Origin of the sequence: Arsukibacterium indicum (assembly GCF_019100565.1) — a bacterium.
GTDB classification, from domain to species: Bacteria; Pseudomonadota; Gammaproteobacteria; order Enterobacterales; family Alteromonadaceae; genus Alishewanella; species Alishewanella indicum.
The window spans coordinates 820337-835756 of record NZ_JAHRID010000001.1; the positions used below are offsets into that span (position 1 = coordinate 820337).

A 15420-nucleotide genomic window follows, 5' to 3' on the forward strand; every position below is an offset into this window, starting at 1 on the left:
TCAGCGGTTTTCGTCTGCCAGCGCTGCCAGCAGGTCGGCCTGATGTTCCTGATTAAGCGGCTCCAGCACCAGCTCCAGATCACCTTCCATCACTTCATTTAAGCGGTAAATGGTCAGGTTAATCCGGTGGTCTGTTAAGCGCCCTTGCGGAAAATTATAAGTACGGATCCGCTCTGAGCGATCACCGCTGCCAACCAGTGAACGACGGGTCGACTCTTCGGTTAGCCGGCGTTTTTCATCTTCAGCTGCCTGAATGCGCGATTGCAGCACGCTCATCGCCCTGGCGCGGTTTTTATGTTGCGAGCGCTCGTCCTGGCATTCAACAATGATGCCGGTAGGAAGGTGAGTGATCCTGATAGCAGAGTCAGTTCGGTTGACATGCTGTCCACCGGCACCTGACGCCCGGTAGGTATCAACTTTTAAATCCGCAGGGTTAATTTCAATAGCTTCACTTTCCGGAATTTCCGGCATAATTGCTACCGTACAGGCAGAGGTATGCACCCTGCCCTGCGACTCTGTTGCCGGTACCCTTTGCACCCGGTGACCACCGGATTCAAACTTTAACACACCGTAAGCTCCGTCACCCTGCACACTGGCAATCACTTCTTTGAAGCCACCATGCTCACCGTCACTGGCACTGATCACTTCCAGTTTCCAGCGCTGACGCTCGGCGAAACGACTGTACATCCGAAACACATCACCGGCAAAAATGGCGGCTTCATCGCCACCTGCGCCAGCGCGGATTTCTAAGAAGCAGTTATTGCTGTCGTTCGGATCTTTGGGCAGTAGCAACAGTTGCAGCTCTTTTTCCAGCAGCTCAATGGCCGCACGGGCACTTTTGTATTCCTCCTGGGCCATTTCCCGCATATCAGGGTCACTGTCTTTCTGCATTTCCTCAGCAGCAGCTAAATCCTGCTGTGCCTGCCTGAAGCGGTTAAACGCCTTGCTAACGTCTTCGAGCTGACTGTATTCTTTCGACAGCTCGCGAAAACGCTTTTGATCGCCAATAACGCCCGGGTCGCTCAATAATGCCTGGACTTCTTCGTGCCGCTCCACCAGGCCTTCCAGCTTGCGGTATACCGATTCTTTCATGTTAGGTCTGTTACCTGATTAAATATCTAATAATGTATTGATCAGTGCCTGCGGCTCACTGGCCTCTTGTTGCAGCAACTGACGAATGGTTTTAGTTGGGCTGTGTATCAGCCGGTTGCTAAGCTTGTTGGCCAGTTCCGCCAGCACTTTTTCTGCTTCCTGACCGGCAGCCAGCTGGTTCAAAGCCCGGCCCAACAATTCGGTTTTAACCTGTTCACAGCGTTGGCGGTAATCCCGCACCCAGTCAACACTGCCCTGCAATTGCAGCCATTGCAGAAAATCTTCTGCGCCAAGCCTGATCATATCGCTGGCCTGTTCAGCGGCCTGCTGCCGCGAACTGACATTTTGCGCCACTATACTTTGCAAGTCGTCTACCGTATATAAATACGCATCTTCCAGTTCGCCAACCTGCTGCTCAATGTCTCTTGGAACAGCCAGGTCGACCAGAAACATTGGCTTATGCCGGCGCTTTTTCAAGGCTTGCTCAACCATACCTTTACCGACGATGGGCAGGGTGCTGGCAGTAGAGCTGATGACAATATCGGCCTGCGGCAATTGCGCAGGTACCTGGGACAGCGTAATCACTTTGGCAGCAAACTGCTCTGCCAGCTGCACCGCCCGCTCGTATGTACGATTAGCCACGGTAAGCTCCCGCGCGCCCTGCTCGGCCAGATGACGGGCAACCAGCTCAATGGTTTCACCGGCGCCTATCAGCAGTACCCTGACCTTTTCCAGCTTACCAAAGATTTGCCTGGCTAAACTGACTGCCGCAAACGCCACCGATACCGCATTGGCACCGATATCAGTATTAGTACGAACGTCTTTCGCCACAGCGAAGGTTTTCTGAAACAGCCGCTCAAATTGTGGATTAATAGTACCGGCCTGCCGTGACTGATTATAGGCCTGCTTTACCTGACCTAAAATTTGCGGCTCACCTAATACCAGCGAATCCAGACCGGCAGCCACCCGCATCAGATGTTCGGCAGCCTGACGATCGTGGTGCAGATACAAATGGGGTTGTAAGTCGTTAACATTCAGCTGATGAAACTGCGCCAGCCAGGTAATAACCTGTTCCGCCTGGTTGTTTGTGCCGTTAAAATATAATTCGGTACGGTTGCAGGTCGACAGAATAATCGCATCAGTTACCGCTGTTGCAGTCGCCAGTTCACGCAAGGCTTCATGCACCTGTTCCGGGGCAAATGCCACTTTTTCCCGTAAACTAACCGGTGCTGTTTTATGATTAATGCCTAGTGCAAAGATGGCCATCACCTGTATCATCGTGTTTGTCAGGGGCGAATTGTACGAAAAACCCCATATTAAGAAAAGCGTATTAAGGACTTTCAGCGTGTCAGCAACAATTAAGTGGTTTACCCTGGCCGGATTACTGCTATTAACCAGCGGTTGCAGCCTGATTTCAAAACCGGCCCCGGTGCAGGCGCTGGACAACAAAAGCCGGCTGGCTCAGATAAACGCTATTAACGAATACACCGTGCAAGCTTCAGTAGGTATAAAAACCCCGGACGAGTCTGTTTCAGGTAATCTGACCTGGCAACAGCTTAACACTGAACACTACAAAGCGCGGCTGGCTAATTTCTTAGGCATCAGTTTATTTGAGCTAACCAATAGCGAACAAGGCAGCAGCATTATGTTACGTGGCGAACGCTATCAGGCCGCCGATACCAGTAGTTTATTATGGCAGCTGGCCGGCTGGTCGATGCCGCTTGCCGATATGCCGCTATGGCTTAAGGGCATTCCCGGGCAAGCCGCAACTGCCATTGAGTATGACGAACTCGGTCGGGTCAACGCTTTTCAGCTGGTAGATAGCACCGGTATTATCTGGCAACTTCGCTATCAGAGCTTTTTTGCTGATGAACTGGCCTTACCCAAAAAAATTAGTTTAATAAGCGACGACACCACCATTAGTTTTTATATCCGGAGCTGGCAATTATGACCTTAACGCTGCCGGCGGTGGCCAAGCTTAATTTATTTTTACATATCACTGGCCGTCGGCCTGACGGTTACCATAACCTGCAAACTTTATTCCAGTTGCTGGATTATGGTGACCAGCTGCATTTTACACCACGTAAAGACAGCCAGCTAAATTTGCAGTGCAATGATCCAACCTTGCAGGGCCAGGACAACCTCATCAAAAAAGCAGGCCGGCTGTTACAACAACATTCTGGTTGCCAGCTCGGCTGTGACATTGTGCTGGATAAAAAGCTGCCAATGGGCGGCGGCCTGGGCGGCGGTTCATCAGATGCTGCCACCACTTTGCTGGCGTTAAATGCCTTGTGGCAACTTAAGTTAAGCAATCAGCAATTAGCTGCCCTGGCGCTAAAACTGGGCGCCGATGTACCGCTGTTTGTCACAGGCTACAGTGCTTTTGCTGAAGGCGTCGGTGAAAAACTAGTGCCGGTAAATCTGCCGGAGAAAGTCTATTTAGTGGTAACACCACCATGCCACGTCAGCACCGCAGAAATCTTCCAGCACCCTGATTTAACCAGAAACAGCCCAACGCTGAGCCTCGAATCCCTGTTTAACAGCCCATGGCGCAATGATTGCCAGCCGCTGGTCGAACAGCTGCAGCCGATTGTTGCATTAACCTTACAGTGGTTGGTAGAATATGGGCCGTGTCGAATGACGGGTACTGGCGCCAGTGTGTTCGCCGAATTTCCGGACACGGCCAGTGCTCAGCAAGCCCTAAGCAAACTCCCGTCAAACTGTCGCGGATTTATTGCTAAGGGAGTCAACCAGTCGCCAGTAATGGCGGCGTTGGCAGATACGGAATTCAACAACTGATGCCTTTATACCGGCATTTAATGATTTAACCGGACTCACCACCGCCCTGAGGATCCTACTGTGCCCGACATGAAGGTTTTCGCTGGTAACGCCATACCAGAACTAGCTAACAAAATCGCCAGCCGTCTGTATATCAAACTGGGAGATGCCGATGTTGGCCGTTTCAGTGATGGCGAAGTTAGCGTACAAATCAATGAGAATGTTCGTGGTTCTGATGTGTTTATCATTCAGTCAACCTGCGCCCCCACCAACGACAATTTAATGGAATTAATCGTTATGGTGGATGCATTACGGCGTGCATCAGCAGGCCGGATCACTGCCGTTATCCCTTATTTTGGCTATGCCCGTCAGGACCGCCGGGTCCGTTCAGCCCGGGTACCTATTACTGCTAAAGTTGTCGCTGATTTCCTGTCCAGTGTAGGTGTGGATCGGGTGTTAACCGTGGATTTGCACGCTGAGCAAATTCAGGGTTTCTTCGACGTACCGGTAGACAACGTATTTGCCAGCCCGGTGTTACTGGACGACATGCGCAAGAAAACGCTGCACTCTCCTGTTGTGGTATCACCGGATATCGGTGGTGTTGTAAGGGCTCGCGCCGTGGCGAAACTGCTCAACGACGCCGATCTGGCTATTATTGATAAGCGCCGGCCAAAAGCCAATGTGTCACAGGTTATGCATATTATCGGTGATGTCAAAGACCGCGACTGTATTATCGTTGACGACATGATTGATACCGGCGGCACCTTATGTAAGGCGGCAGAAGCATTGAAAGAGCAAGGCGCAAAACGGGTATTTGCATATGCCACCCATGCGGTGTTCTCAGGTAATGCACCAGAAATTATCAGTAATTCCGTTATTGATGAACTGATTATTACCGATACCATTCCGCTGTCTGACGCGATGAAAGGCGTTAGCAAAGTTCGACAGCTAACCTTAAGTGAACTGATGGCAGAGTGCATCCGCCGTATCAGTAACGAAGAATCAATCTCTTCGATGTTTGACTAAAATCTGCTGACTGTTTTATTAAGGCGCCTGTTGGCGCCTTTTTCATTTGCAGCTGGGTTGGCCTGGTGGTAATATGTCGCGCCTTTTGAAAGGGCAAACAGGTTGGGGCTGGTCGCAAGTCGCAACAACAATCACTTTATTGGAGTACATCATGTCTGATGCAATTTTCACATTAAATGCAGAAGTCCGTACTGACCTGGGGAAAGGTGCGAGCCGCCGCCTGCGTCACGAAGACAAAGTGCCAGCCATTATTTATGGCGGACACAAAGATGCCTTATCTGTAACTTTAGAGCACTCTAAGCTGTTAAAAGCTCAGAGCTTTGAAGCGTTTTATTCTCACATCCTGACCATTACTGTCGGTAAAGAGAAAATCCAGGCTATCGTTAAAGATATGCAACGTCACCCGTACAAGCCAAAAATCATGCACGTTGACTTCCAGCGCGTTGAAGCTGGCCACGAGCTGACCACTATCGTTCCGGTTCACTTCTTAAACGAAGATAAACCAATCAAAAAAGGCGGTGTTGTTGTGCACGCCCTGAACGAAATTGAAATCAGTGTATTACCAAAAGACTTACCAGAGTTTATCGAAGTTGACCTGGCTGATGTCGAAGTAGGTACTACCTTGCACCTGACTGACATTAAAGCACCTAAAGGTGTTAAGTTTGTTCAGTTAACTAAGGGTGAAGGCCATGACCTGCCAGTAGTGTCTGTGAACAAACCAGCTGGTAAAGCCGTTGATACAGAAGAAGAAACTGAAACTGCTGAGTAATGTCTGACGCATTACCTGCCAATGTTCAGTTAATCGTGGGCCTGGGAAATCCGGGCCCCGAATACCAGCATACCCGGCATAACGCCGGGGCCTGGTTTGTTGAGAAGCTGGCTTATGCCTTTAATGTCAGCCTGAAAAATGACACTAAGTTCTTTGGCTATACCGGAAAATTTATTTGTGCCGGCCAGGAATTTAAGTTACTGATCCCCTCTACCTTTATGAACCTCAGCGGCAAAGCCGTATTAGCCATGGCCCAGTTTTACAAACTGGCACCAGAGAATATTCTGGTAGCACATGATGAGCTGGCACTGGAACCCGGTATTGCAAAGTTTAAACTCGGTGGCGGCCATGCCGGCCATAACGGTTTACGCGATATTATGGCGAGGTTGAGTAATAATCCGAATTTTTACCGGTTACGCCTCGGCATCGGTCATCCCGGCCATAAAGATAAGGTAACCGGTTTTGTGCTGGGCAAAGCCCCGGCCAGTGAACAAAAATTAATAGATGCCAGCATTGATGAAGCTGTCAGTTGCTTTGATATTCTGGCGCGCGACGGCTTAATCAAAGCCCAGCACCGTCTACACAGTTTTAAAGCCAGCTAGCCCTGCGGCCAGCAACACAGCCTGAAGGAAAATTATTATGGGTTTCAAATGTGGTATTGTCGGCCTGCCTAACGTTGGTAAGTCTACCTTGTTTAATGCGTTAACCAAGGCAGGTATTGAAGCGGCCAACTTCCCGTTTTGTACCATAGAGCCTAATACCGGCGTGGTACCGGTACCTGATTTACGGCTGGATAAACTGGCAGAAATTGTTAAACCACAACGGCTGATCCCCACCACCATGGAATTTGTCGATATTGCCGGTCTGGTAAAAGGCGCATCCCGCGGCGAGGGTCTTGGCAACAAATTTCTGGCCAATATCCGGGAAACCGATGCGATAGGCCATGTTGTGCGCTGCTTTGACGATGAAAACATCATCCACGTTGCCGGTAAAATAGACCCGGCCGATGACATCGATACCATTAACATGGAGCTGGTGCTGTCAGACATGGACAGTGCCGAGCGGGCTATTCTGCGGGTCAGTAAAAAAGCCAAAGGCGGCGATAAAGATGCCAAAGCCGAATTACTGGTGCTGGAAAAAGTTAAAGCACATTTAGAGCAAGGCAATACCCTGCGCCAGCTGGAGCTGGACAAGGAAGAAAAAGCCTTGATTGCCTACATGAACTTTTTAACCATTAAACCCACTATGTACATTGCCAACGTTACTGACGATGGCTTTGAAAATAACCCTTACTTAGATATCGTGCAGGCCATTGCCGATAAAGAAGGTGCCATTGTTGTTCCGGTGTGTGCGGCAATTGAGTCTGAAATTGCTGAGCTGGAAGATGATGAAAAAGCTGAATTTATGGCCGATATGGGCCTGGAAGAGCCCGGCCTGAACCGGGTGATCCGTGGTGGTTACTCACTGTTAAGTTTGCACACCTACTTTACCGCCGGCGTGAAAGAAGTCCGGGCCTGGACCGTGAAAATTGGCGCTACTGCACCGCAGGCCGCCGGAGTGATTCATACCGACTTTGAAAAAGGTTTTATCCGCGCCGAAGTGGTAGGTTATGATGATTTTGTTAGCTTTAACGGCGAAGCCGGTGCTAAGGAGGCCGGTAAGTGGCGTCTTGAAGGCAAAGATTACATTGTAAAAGACGGCGATGTAATGCATTTCCGCTTTAACGTTTAAAACCGTTTTAGCATTTAAAAAGCCGCTGCCATCGCAGCGGCTTTTTTTATCTGGCCATGTTTTGCGTATAAAAACAGCAAACACACCCATCCAACGCACTATTCGTAAAAAAACGGTTGACGCTAATATGTCAGATCAGCATAATACGCGCCACTTGCTTAGGACAAGTTAGCGTGGCTACATAGCTCAGCTGGTTAGAGCACAGCACTCATAATGCTGGGGTCGCAGGTTCGATTCCCGCTGTAGCCACCACTTAATTTTCCTATGTATGCGGGGATGGCGGAATTGGTAGACGCACTGGATTTAGGTTCCAGCGCCGCGAGGCGTGAGAGTTCGAGTCTCTCTCTCCGCACCATATTTAGCAAGTAAGCAGTTTCTGCAGGGGCGTAGCCAAGCGGTAAGGCAGCGGGTTTTGATCCCGCCATGCCCAGGTTCGAATCCTGGCGCCCCTGCCATATTTAGAAAACCCAGCCGAGGCTGGGTTTTTGCTATTCAGACCCAACAGCATAACGGGCAACCAGCGTTTTCAGCATGCTGCTGCGTGATGCAATCGTCAGGGCCAACTGCCGCAGGTTACGCAGCGGGCCGATATCATTGCCAAATAGCTGATAAAAGCCATCCATGGTACTCATCATCAATAAATTAGCTGGTTTACGCTTTCGCTGATATGTTTTCAGTAAATCTTCATTGCCAATATCGCGCTGTTGCTGGTGCGCACTAATAATTAACTCCGTCAGCAGTTTTGCATCAGCAAAGCCCAGGTTTACGCCCTGCCCCGCTAACGGATTAATGGTATGGGCAGCATCGCCCGCCAGCACTACCCTGCCTGCATAATAATGGTTAGCGTCCATTCGCGCTAACGGAAACCAGCTGCTGTTAACTACCTCAACCTTGCCAAGCTGCTCCGGAAAAACCTTTTGCAGCTCTGCAGTAAGTTGCGCAGGCTTAAGCACCGCCAATTGTTTCACCCTGGCTGCATCGTCATACCAGACAATGTTCCCTTGCTGGCCCGGTAACGGTAAAAATGCTTTGGGGCCAGTTGGGGTAAATTGCTGCCAGGTGACATCCTGTTGCGGGTAAGGGGTGTTCACCAATGCTACAAGGCAAGCCTGTTGATACTGCCAGCCATTGGTGCCAATACCGGCCAGCTGGCGTAACTGTGAGTTGCCACCATCAGCGGCAATCACCAAGGTACTTTGTAGCTGCTCGCCACTGTCAATTGTCAACAATGCGCTGTCCGCAGTTTGCTGCAGTGCTGTCACCATGGCCGGGCAAAATAGGGTTAAATTAGCCGGGAATTGCTGCCATAACGCTAACTGCAGTAAATTATTTTCAATAATATGGCCAAGATGGCTGCGCTTAATATCAGCAGCGTCAAAGCACACCACGCTGTCGGGGTGCTCAAATGCCTGTAAACGCTGGTAGGGACAAAGCCGCATTTGTTGCAGTGAAGACCAGGCACCAAGCCGGGTTAACCAGGCTTCGCTGGCCAGATTAATCGATGACACGCGCAGATCCGGTGCCTGGTCAGGGTTGAATTCAGCGGGAGCCTGTCTTTCAATTAATGCCACCTGCAAACCTGCCTGACTTAACGCCAACGCTATCGCAGCACCAACCATACCGCCGCCAACAATAGTGATATCAAATTGCTGTGCTGTGTTACTACCCATTGCCAGTAGCCTTCTCTTTACGAATAATTTTTATAGTACTATTAATTTTACGTCAGTCTGAAAGTAAACGGTTGCAGTGCCGGTCTGTGTTTTGTGAAGAGCTGCTGGTTAACCAATCATCACTAACAACTAACATGACATACAGGACGACCTAATGAAACGCTATCTTATCACTGCTTTTGCAACCTTGTTCAGTATTAACTTGCTGGCAGCAACCAACATTGCCAATAGCCCGGAGCAGGTAACCCCGCTGCTGAATGGTCTGCCTGTTCCCGATGTTACCCTGACTGCAGCCGACAATACGACAGTGGTGCTACCCACCCTGGTTAAAAAACAGCCCAGTGTGCTGGTATTTTATCGTGGTGGCTGGTGTCCCTATTGCAACGCTCAGTTAGCGGCATTGCGCACCATTGAACCAGAGCTAACCAAACTGGGTTACCAGATCATCGCCATCACGCCGGACAGTGTCAGTTCTGTCAACAAAAGCCTGAATGATACCGAAGGGCAACAGCTTAACTACACATTGTTATCAGATCACCAGTTTGTGGCCAGCAGTGCTTTTGGCCTGGCCTACTACCTGGATGATAAAACCGCAGCCATTTATAAGGGCAAATTAGGCAGCTTAATTACCACTGAAACAGGTACCGAGAAAGTCGTGCTGCCAGTACCCGCCGTCTATATTCTGAATACCGCAGGCGACGTTGTCTTCAATTATGTGCATATAAATTATAAAACCCGGCTGGAAAGTGAATTGCTGCTTAAAGCGGCAGAACTGGCCCTGCAATAATCTGGACTTTTTTCTGCTAAAAAGCGTTGACGACAGCACAAAAATACGGCATTTTGCGCGCCCTGTTTGGCAAGTATTCTAATGGATGCTAGCCTGTTGGTTTTAACCTTCTGCTGGAGATAACTGATGCGTAATGTAACCGTTGCTGCTACTCAAATGGTGGGTGGCTGGAATGTTGAAGAAAACATCGCCCGTGGTGAAAAGCTGGTACGTGACGCTGCTGCTAAAGGCGCCCAGATTATTCTGCTGCAGGAGTTGTTTGAGCGTAATTATTTTTGTCAAAAGCAAAAGCCGGCTTACCTTGAATTTGCTACCACAGTAGAGGAAAACCCGGCGGTCAACCACTTTAGCAAAATTGCTAAAGAACTGAATGTGGTACTACCCATCAGCATTTACGAGCGTGCTGGCAACTGCCTGTATAACAGCGTAGTAATCATTGACGCAGACGGTGAAAACCTGGGTACCTATCGTAAAAGCCATATTCCGGATGGCCCGGGGTACAGCGAAAAATATTACTTCACGCCGGGCGATACCGGCTTCAAGGTGTGGCAAACCCGTTATGCCAAAATTGGCGTTGGTATTTGTTGGGACCAGTGGTTTCCGGAGTGTGCCCGCAGCATGGCACTGATGGGTGCTGAACTGTTGTTTTACCCCACCGCCATTGGCAGCGAGCCGCATGATGCCAGTATTAATTCACGTGACCACTGGCAACGCACTCAGCAAGGCCATGCCGCAGCGAATTTAATGCCGCTTATCGCATCAAACCGGATTGGTACAGAAACCGAAGGTGACTTCCACATCACTTTTTATGGTAGTTCATTTATTGCAGATGCAACCGGTGCCAAGGTGCAGGAAGCCGGTGAAACAGAAGAAGCGGTACTGGTGCATACCTTCGATTTAGATAAAGTGGCCGCTGACCGCAGAGCCTGGGGTCTGTTCCGCGATCGTCGTATCGACATTTATGACACGGTACTGACCAAAGATGGCAAAGTTAACCCGGAGAACAGCAAGTGAGCCGCTTACTCCCTACCACACCACAACACGATGGTTTTTCAATGCCTGCCGAATGGGCAGAGCATAAACAAACCTGGATGGTATGGCCGGAACGCACAGATAGCTGGCGCATGGGTGCTAAACCCGCTCAGCAGGCTTTTTGTGCGGTTATCGCTGCCATTGCCCGCTTTGAACCGGTCACGGTAGGGGTTTCAGCCGCTCAGTATGCCAACGCCGAAGCACAGCTGAGTAAAGCCGGCGCCCTGTATCCGGTGCGGGTGGTTGAAATATCGAACAATGACGCCTGGTGCCGTGATACCGGCCCGACTTTTGTTACTAATGGCAAAGGTGAGGTACGTGGCATCGACTGGACGTTTAATGCCTGGGGTGGCCTGAATGGCGGTTTATACTTCCCATGGCAGTTTGATGATCAGGTTGCAAGTAAAATTCTGGGAATTGAGCAGTTACCCCGCTACCGTACCGAAGGTTTTGTGCTCGAAGGTGGCGCTATTCATGTTGATGGCGAAGGCACCTTACTAACCACCGAAGAGTGTTTACTTAACAGCAACCGTAATCCGCATTTAAACCGCGAGCAGATTGAAGAAATACTGGCCGAGTACCTGGGGATCAGCAAAGTATTGTGGTTAAAAGAAGGTATTTTTAACGACGAAACTGACGGTCACGTTGATAACATGGCCTGTTTTGTAAAACCCGGCGAAGTGGTATTAGCCTGGACTGACGATCAAAACGATCCGCAGTATGCCCGCAGCAAAGCGGCACTGGATTATTTAGAAGCCAGCACTGACGCCAAAGGCCGCAAAATTAAAGTGCATAAGTTACCACTGCCTAAGCCGATTATTGCCAACGCCGATGAATATGCGACAGTAGATGCCACCTTAAGTGCTATTCCGCGTGAAGCAAATGCCAGGCTGGCCGGCTCTTACATTAACTTTTATTTATGTAATGGCGGCCTGATTATGCCAACTTTTGATGACCCGAACGACGATGTTGCGGCTGAGATATTGCAGCGACTGTATCCTGATCATCAGGTCGTGAAAGTACCTGGCCGGGAAATTTTACTGGGTGGTGGTAATATTCACTGTATTACCCAGCAGCAGCCTACTGGTTAACTATGCGGAAAGGGTGTAGCTGCGATTGCAACACCCGCCCCGGCTCGCCACAGCAACTCGCGAGTGTCAGCGCACTCGCTCAGACACTCTGTGTCGACCGGAACGGGGTTCCAATCTTCGCGTTTTAATATCAAGAGAGTTTTATGTCCAAAGCCTGCGCATTACATATTCTGGTTAAAACCCGGGAAGAGGCCGAAAAACTGAAGCAGCAATTAGCTAAAGGCGCCGATTTCGGCAAACTAGCCAAACAGCATTCGCTATGCCCGTCAGGTAAAAAAGGCGGTGATTTAGGCGAGTTTCGCAAAGGCCAGATGGTTAAAGCCTTCGACGATGTCGTGTTTAAACTGCCAGTACTGGAAGTACATGGCCCGGTGAAAACCCAGTTTGGTTTTCATCTGATTAAAACCTTGTATCGCAATTAAGCCCCGTTGGTTAAGCCTGACCCATGATATAACGGGTGCGGTGTCAGACAGCTAATGGGTTTGCCTAAGCCATTATGCTGGTAGCTTGACCAATCATACTGCGCCGGATACAACACCATCTTGGCACGAACCGGATTTAGCTCTACGTAGAGCTGGCATTGCAGTAAATACTGCTCACTGTCTATCAGGCTGACTCTGTGCCGATCATCAAACATTGTGCCGCTTCGCCGGCACAACTTTCCAAGGATAAAATATCATAGCAAAACAATTGTTTGACGAATTATACTAGGGACATGGGCCCATCAACGTTACTAATAATTGCCCTTCTTTACCATAAAAATGCCATTTACATTGTTCTTGAGATGCAGGATTAGGCGCAGGAAAATTAATTATACCACCTGGGTCGCCACCACCAGGGCTTCCACCACCCGGAGTACCACCTCCCCCACCTGAACCCACAGCATTACTTGCAGTGTAGTGATTTTGCAATTCAACAATTGCACAAGCGCTTAAAGTCATATTCCAAGAGCTGTCCTCTAAAACGTCTGCCAAAGTCAAATCTTCAGTTACTCTGGTAAACTCCCGTTCTACTTCCACAGAAATCGAATCTAAAGTATTGTTCCATGACAATTTGAATGCAGCTCGAGCAGGAAAATATGGCTCACCATCGGGTACGACTTGCTGACCCGGTTCAAAAACATTTTTTATTACTAACTTAGACTTTTTTAAATATTCCCAGCCAACAGATAGACCAACACCAGCTTTCTGAGCCTCAAAGCCAAATTGAGTAAATTGTATTTCTTCAAACTCACTCTTATATGAAGAGGGATTTCTTTGACTAAGTTCATGGTTAACTGAATTGCGTAAGTTATTTCTGTATGTTGGAGACAGTGCCATTCTAAGAACTGTTGCGGATGTATCAGATTCACATCCATCATCTGAGGTTGAACTATAACTACTTGCAGACATTGAACTAGGTGATGCAAAAGATAGTTGTAGATTCTCCTCTTCAGACAGAGCTATCGCTTGTAAAGTTTGCTCTTGCATCTCTAAAAAGTCGAAAAAATCCTGAGATATTTCTGATTCTACTGAAGTAAGGTTTGTCGGATTTGAATTTAAAATCATATCCCAGTTCGAGCCACCTTGGTTGCTATGAGACATTTGAAATGGGTAAGTAGTTTTAGTGGCGACGTCAAAAATAATAAATTTATGAGGTGTGCTGTAACACGCATGTTCATCGATACTTATGACTTCATTATTGTTTATCGGAACGCAATTAAGCAAAGGTGCTCCCCGTGACCGAGCAATGTTCTCTGCTTGCTGCAATGAACAGTTTTCGCAGGTATAGCCTTTAATTGGCGTTAACGCTGACACTGACCCTGCGTAGGTCAACACAAGAAAACCAACTGTCGACATTAATCTGTTTCTTTTCACTATAACCCTCCTAAGTTGCTTCAGGATGTTAAATGGAAACAAATCACAAAATCAACCTCACATATAAACAATTTATTAAAAATTAATATTAAATTGCATCGATTTGTGGCTATCCCCTCGGTTTTTAAGGTCTCACACTGTTAATTGTTATATGCATTTGTAAATATATGCCGCATATTGCCTGAATATCAGGGTAGTGTGGAATGTCAAGTCGCTCTAGACATCAAGAGTAAGGAGCGGAGATAACCAAACTGGGTTTTAAGTTTTACCCAGTGCTTTGGCTCTGAGTTTTGCTTTAAGTTTACCGTGCGCCTGGCGTTTAGCCGGGCCTTCATTGCGTCCGGGCCGCTGGCCTGGTGTCCGGGCAACCGCTTCGTTAGGTGGCTGATAGCTGGGATCGTGCTCATAGCCCGGAATCACTTCAGTGCTTAGCACCTGCTGGGTCAGTTTTTCAATATCCTGTAAGGCGCCCAAATCTTCCGGTGTAACCAGGGTAACCGCAATCCCACTCATACCGGCGCGGCCGGTGCGGCCTATCCGGTGCACGTAATCCTCCGCTACCTGCGGTAAATCGTAATTAACCACATAAGGTAACTCACTGATATCCAGACCACGGGCGGCAATGTCGGTGGCAACTAACACTCTGACCATCCCGGCTTTGAAATCTGCTAACGCCTTAGTGCGGGCACCCTGACTTTTATCACCATGAATGGCCGCAGTTTTTAAACCATCTTTCTGTAATTGTTTGGCTAACCGGTCTGCGCCATGTTTGGTACGAACGAACACCAGCACTTGCGGCCAGTTGCGGGCACCAATTAAATGCGACAGCATTTCACGCTTACGATGTTTATCAACCAGATACACCTGCTGGCTAACACGGTCTGCCGTGGCGTTGGTGGCCGCCACCTCTACCAGTAGCGGATTATCCAATAACTCGTCTGCCAGCTTTTTAATGTCATTAGAATAAGTAGCCGAAAACAGCAAGGTTTGCCGCTTTGCCGGCAATTTTGCCATAATACGTTTAATATCAACCACAAAGCCCATATCCAGCATGCGATCGGCTTCATCCAGCACCAGCACTTCAAGCTGGCTTAAATCTACGGTTTGCTGATGTAAGTGGTCGATCAGGCGGCCCGGCGTGGCAACCAGAATATCGAGTCCCTGTTCAGCATCATCATATTGCGGCCGGATAGACACTCCGCCATAAAACACCGCACTGCGGCAATTAACATGGCGGCTGTAAGTCAGCACACTGTCATGCACCTGCTGCGCCAGTTCCCGGGTAGGCGTAAGCACCAGAATCCTTACCTGGCCGGCAGTTAGCTGCTTTGGCGCATTGAGCAAGTGCTGCAGCAGTGGTAAAGTAAAGGCGGCTGTTTTGCCGGTGCCGGTCTGGGCGCCGGCTAACAGGTCTTTACCGGAACGAATAAGCGGAATACTACGTTGCTGCACCGGCGTGGCCTCGGTATAACCCTGCTCGGTGAGTGCCTGTAAAATAGGCTCTGCCAGCCCTAATGATTGAAACGACATTGATGATCCTGACTGCGCCAGCACCAGGCCGGTACTGGCTTAATAAAGCGTGATTATA

General features: G+C 49.0%; 16 protein-coding genes and 3 tRNA genes. 13 read left to right on the top strand and 6 right to left on the bottom strand.

Features of this window, described 5'->3' with window-relative positions; translation table 11 throughout:
* Together prfA and hemA are read right to left on the bottom strand one after the other, a co-directional pair.
* Window positions 1–1092 carry a peptide chain release factor 1 gene (gene prfA, locus KQY15_RS04015; protein WP_217667409.1) on the bottom strand — a complete coding sequence of 364 codons (1092 nt, stop codon included), beginning with the start codon at window positions 1090–1092 and terminating at the stop codon, window positions 1–3.
* 18 nt (window positions 1093–1110) lie between these two features.
* A complete protein-coding gene (hemA, locus tag KQY15_RS04020) occupies window positions 1111–2358 on the bottom strand; it encodes a glutamyl-tRNA reductase (protein WP_217667672.1) in 1248 nt (415 codons plus the stop codon).
* Window positions 2359–2437: 79 nt separating this feature from the next.
* Between hemA and lolB the strand changes: the two genes are divergently transcribed.
* The 9 genes from lolB (at window position 2438) to KQY15_RS04065 (ending at window position 7851) form a co-directional block, all read left to right on the top strand.
* A complete protein-coding gene (lolB, locus tag KQY15_RS04025; protein WP_217667411.1) occupies window positions 2438–3043 on the top strand; it encodes a lipoprotein insertase outer membrane protein LolB in 606 nt (201 codons plus the stop codon).
* A complete protein-coding gene (gene ispE / locus KQY15_RS04030; protein WP_217667413.1) occupies window positions 3040–3891 on the top strand; it encodes a 4-(cytidine 5'-diphospho)-2-C-methyl-D-erythritol kinase in 852 nt (283 codons plus the stop codon). The genes lolB and ispE overlap by 4 nt, the downstream gene beginning before the upstream one ends.
* Window positions 3892–3960: 69 nt before the next feature.
* Window positions 3961–4896, top strand: coding sequence for a ribose-phosphate pyrophosphokinase (locus KQY15_RS04035; protein WP_254795434.1), 936 nt, complete (start codon window positions 3961–3963; stop codon window positions 4894–4896).
* 151 nt (window positions 4897–5047) lie between these two features.
* A complete protein-coding gene (locus KQY15_RS04040; RefSeq protein WP_217667674.1) occupies window positions 5048–5665 on the top strand; it encodes a 50S ribosomal protein L25/general stress protein Ctc in 618 nt (205 codons plus the stop codon).
* Window positions 5665–6267 carry an aminoacyl-tRNA hydrolase gene (pth, locus tag KQY15_RS04045; protein WP_217667417.1) on the top strand — a complete coding sequence of 201 codons (603 nt, stop codon included), beginning with the start codon at window positions 5665–5667 and terminating at the stop codon, window positions 6265–6267. The genes KQY15_RS04040 and pth overlap by 1 nt, the downstream gene beginning before the upstream one ends.
* Before the next feature lie 37 nt (window positions 6268–6304).
* Window positions 6305–7396: a redox-regulated ATPase YchF gene (ychF, locus tag KQY15_RS04050; protein WP_217667419.1), complete on the top strand. Its 1092-nt coding sequence runs from the start codon at window positions 6305–6307 to the stop codon at window positions 7394–7396.
* Between the two features lie 175 nt (window positions 7397–7571).
* Window positions 7572–7648, top strand: a tRNA-Met gene (locus KQY15_RS04055).
* Window positions 7649–7666: 18 nt separating this feature from the next.
* Window positions 7667–7751, top strand: a tRNA-Leu gene (locus KQY15_RS04060).
* Window positions 7752–7776: 25 nt separating this feature from the next.
* Window positions 7777–7851, top strand: a tRNA-Gln gene (locus KQY15_RS04065).
* A gap of 33 nt (window positions 7852–7884) precedes the next feature.
* Here the strand turns inward: KQY15_RS04065 and KQY15_RS04070 are convergent.
* Window positions 7885–9066 carry an FAD-dependent oxidoreductase gene (locus KQY15_RS04070; protein ID WP_217667421.1) on the bottom strand — a complete coding sequence of 394 codons (1182 nt, stop codon included), beginning with the start codon at window positions 9064–9066 and terminating at the stop codon, window positions 7885–7887.
* A gap of 154 nt (window positions 9067–9220) precedes the next feature.
* Between KQY15_RS04070 and KQY15_RS04075 the strand changes: the two genes are divergently transcribed.
* The 4 genes from KQY15_RS04075 to ppiC all read left to right on the top strand — a co-directional run bounded on the left by KQY15_RS04075 (window position 9221) and on the right by ppiC (window position 12398).
* Window positions 9221–9853 carry a peroxiredoxin-like family protein gene (locus tag KQY15_RS04075; RefSeq protein ID WP_217667423.1) on the top strand — a complete coding sequence of 211 codons (633 nt, stop codon included), beginning with the start codon at window positions 9221–9223 and terminating at the stop codon, window positions 9851–9853.
* A 126-nt stretch (window positions 9854–9979) separates the two neighbouring features.
* Window positions 9980–10867, top strand: coding sequence for an N-carbamoylputrescine amidase (aguB, locus tag KQY15_RS04080; RefSeq protein WP_217667425.1), 888 nt, complete (start codon window positions 9980–9982; stop codon window positions 10865–10867).
* Window positions 10864–11976: an agmatine deiminase gene (gene aguA / locus KQY15_RS04085; RefSeq protein WP_217667427.1), complete on the top strand. Its 1113-nt coding sequence runs from the start codon at window positions 10864–10866 to the stop codon at window positions 11974–11976. Before aguB ends, aguA begins: the two co-directional genes overlap by 4 nt.
* A 143-nt stretch (window positions 11977–12119) precedes the next feature.
* Complete coding sequence (gene ppiC / locus KQY15_RS04090; RefSeq protein ID WP_217667429.1) at window positions 12120–12398, top strand: peptidylprolyl isomerase PpiC; 279 nt, start codon at window positions 12120–12122, stop codon at window positions 12396–12398.
* On the opposite strand, the gene KQY15_RS04095 is transcribed toward ppiC, so the two are convergent.
* The 3 genes from KQY15_RS04095 to KQY15_RS04105 all read right to left on the bottom strand — a co-directional run bounded on the left by KQY15_RS04095 (window position 12395) and on the right by KQY15_RS04105 (window position 15362).
* Window positions 12395–12613, bottom strand: coding sequence for a hypothetical protein (locus tag KQY15_RS04095; protein ID WP_217667431.1), 219 nt, complete (start codon window positions 12611–12613; stop codon window positions 12395–12397). The two genes, ppiC and KQY15_RS04095, sit on opposite strands and share 4 nt — an antisense overlap.
* A gap of 70 nt (window positions 12614–12683) precedes the next feature.
* Window positions 12684–13832 carry a hypothetical protein gene (locus KQY15_RS04100; RefSeq protein WP_217667433.1) on the bottom strand — a complete coding sequence of 383 codons (1149 nt, stop codon included), beginning with the start codon at window positions 13830–13832 and terminating at the stop codon, window positions 12684–12686.
* 258 nt (window positions 13833–14090) lie between these two features.
* Entirely contained in the window at window positions 14091–15362 is a 1272-nt protein-coding gene (locus KQY15_RS04105) for a DEAD/DEAH box helicase (RefSeq protein ID WP_217667435.1), read from the bottom strand.
* Between the last annotated feature and the right edge of the window lie 58 nt (window positions 15363–15420).

What these genes read in the sequence shown, in the direction of transcription:
- KQY15_RS04095 (WP_217667431.1), bottom strand. Translation starts at nt 12,613, where the DNA reads ATGTTTGATGATCGGCACAGAGTCAGCCTGATAGACAGTGAGCAGTAT.
- KQY15_RS04105 (WP_217667435.1), bottom strand. Translation starts at nt 15,362, where the DNA reads ATGTCGTTTCAATCATTAGGGCTGGCAGAGCCTATTTTACAGGCACTC.
- ispE (WP_217667413.1), top strand. Translation starts at nt 3,040, where the DNA reads ATGACCTTAACGCTGCCGGCGGTGGCCAAGCTTAATTTATTTTTACAT.
- hemA (WP_217667672.1), bottom strand. Translation starts at nt 2,358, where the DNA reads ATGGCCATCTTTGCACTAGGCATTAATCATAAAACAGCACCGGTTAGT.
- KQY15_RS04040 (WP_217667674.1), top strand. Translation starts at nt 5,048, where the DNA reads ATGTCTGATGCAATTTTCACATTAAATGCAGAAGTCCGTACTGACCTG.
- ychF (WP_217667419.1), top strand. Translation starts at nt 6,305, where the DNA reads ATGGGTTTCAAATGTGGTATTGTCGGCCTGCCTAACGTTGGTAAGTCT.
- KQY15_RS04070 (WP_217667421.1), bottom strand. Translation starts at nt 9,066, where the DNA reads ATGGGTAGTAACACAGCACAGCAATTTGATATCACTATTGTTGGCGGC.
- KQY15_RS04075 (WP_217667423.1), top strand. Translation starts at nt 9,221, where the DNA reads ATGAAACGCTATCTTATCACTGCTTTTGCAACCTTGTTCAGTATTAAC.
- pth (WP_217667417.1), top strand. Translation starts at nt 5,665, where the DNA reads ATGTCTGACGCATTACCTGCCAATGTTCAGTTAATCGTGGGCCTGGGA.
- KQY15_RS04035 (WP_254795434.1), top strand. Translation starts at nt 3,961, where the DNA reads ATGAAGGTTTTCGCTGGTAACGCCATACCAGAACTAGCTAACAAAATC.
- aguB (WP_217667425.1), top strand. Translation starts at nt 9,980, where the DNA reads ATGCGTAATGTAACCGTTGCTGCTACTCAAATGGTGGGTGGCTGGAAT.
- prfA (WP_217667409.1), bottom strand. Translation starts at nt 1,092, where the DNA reads ATGAAAGAATCGGTATACCGCAAGCTGGAAGGCCTGGTGGAGCGGCAC.
- ppiC (WP_217667429.1), top strand. Translation starts at nt 12,120, where the DNA reads ATGTCCAAAGCCTGCGCATTACATATTCTGGTTAAAACCCGGGAAGAG.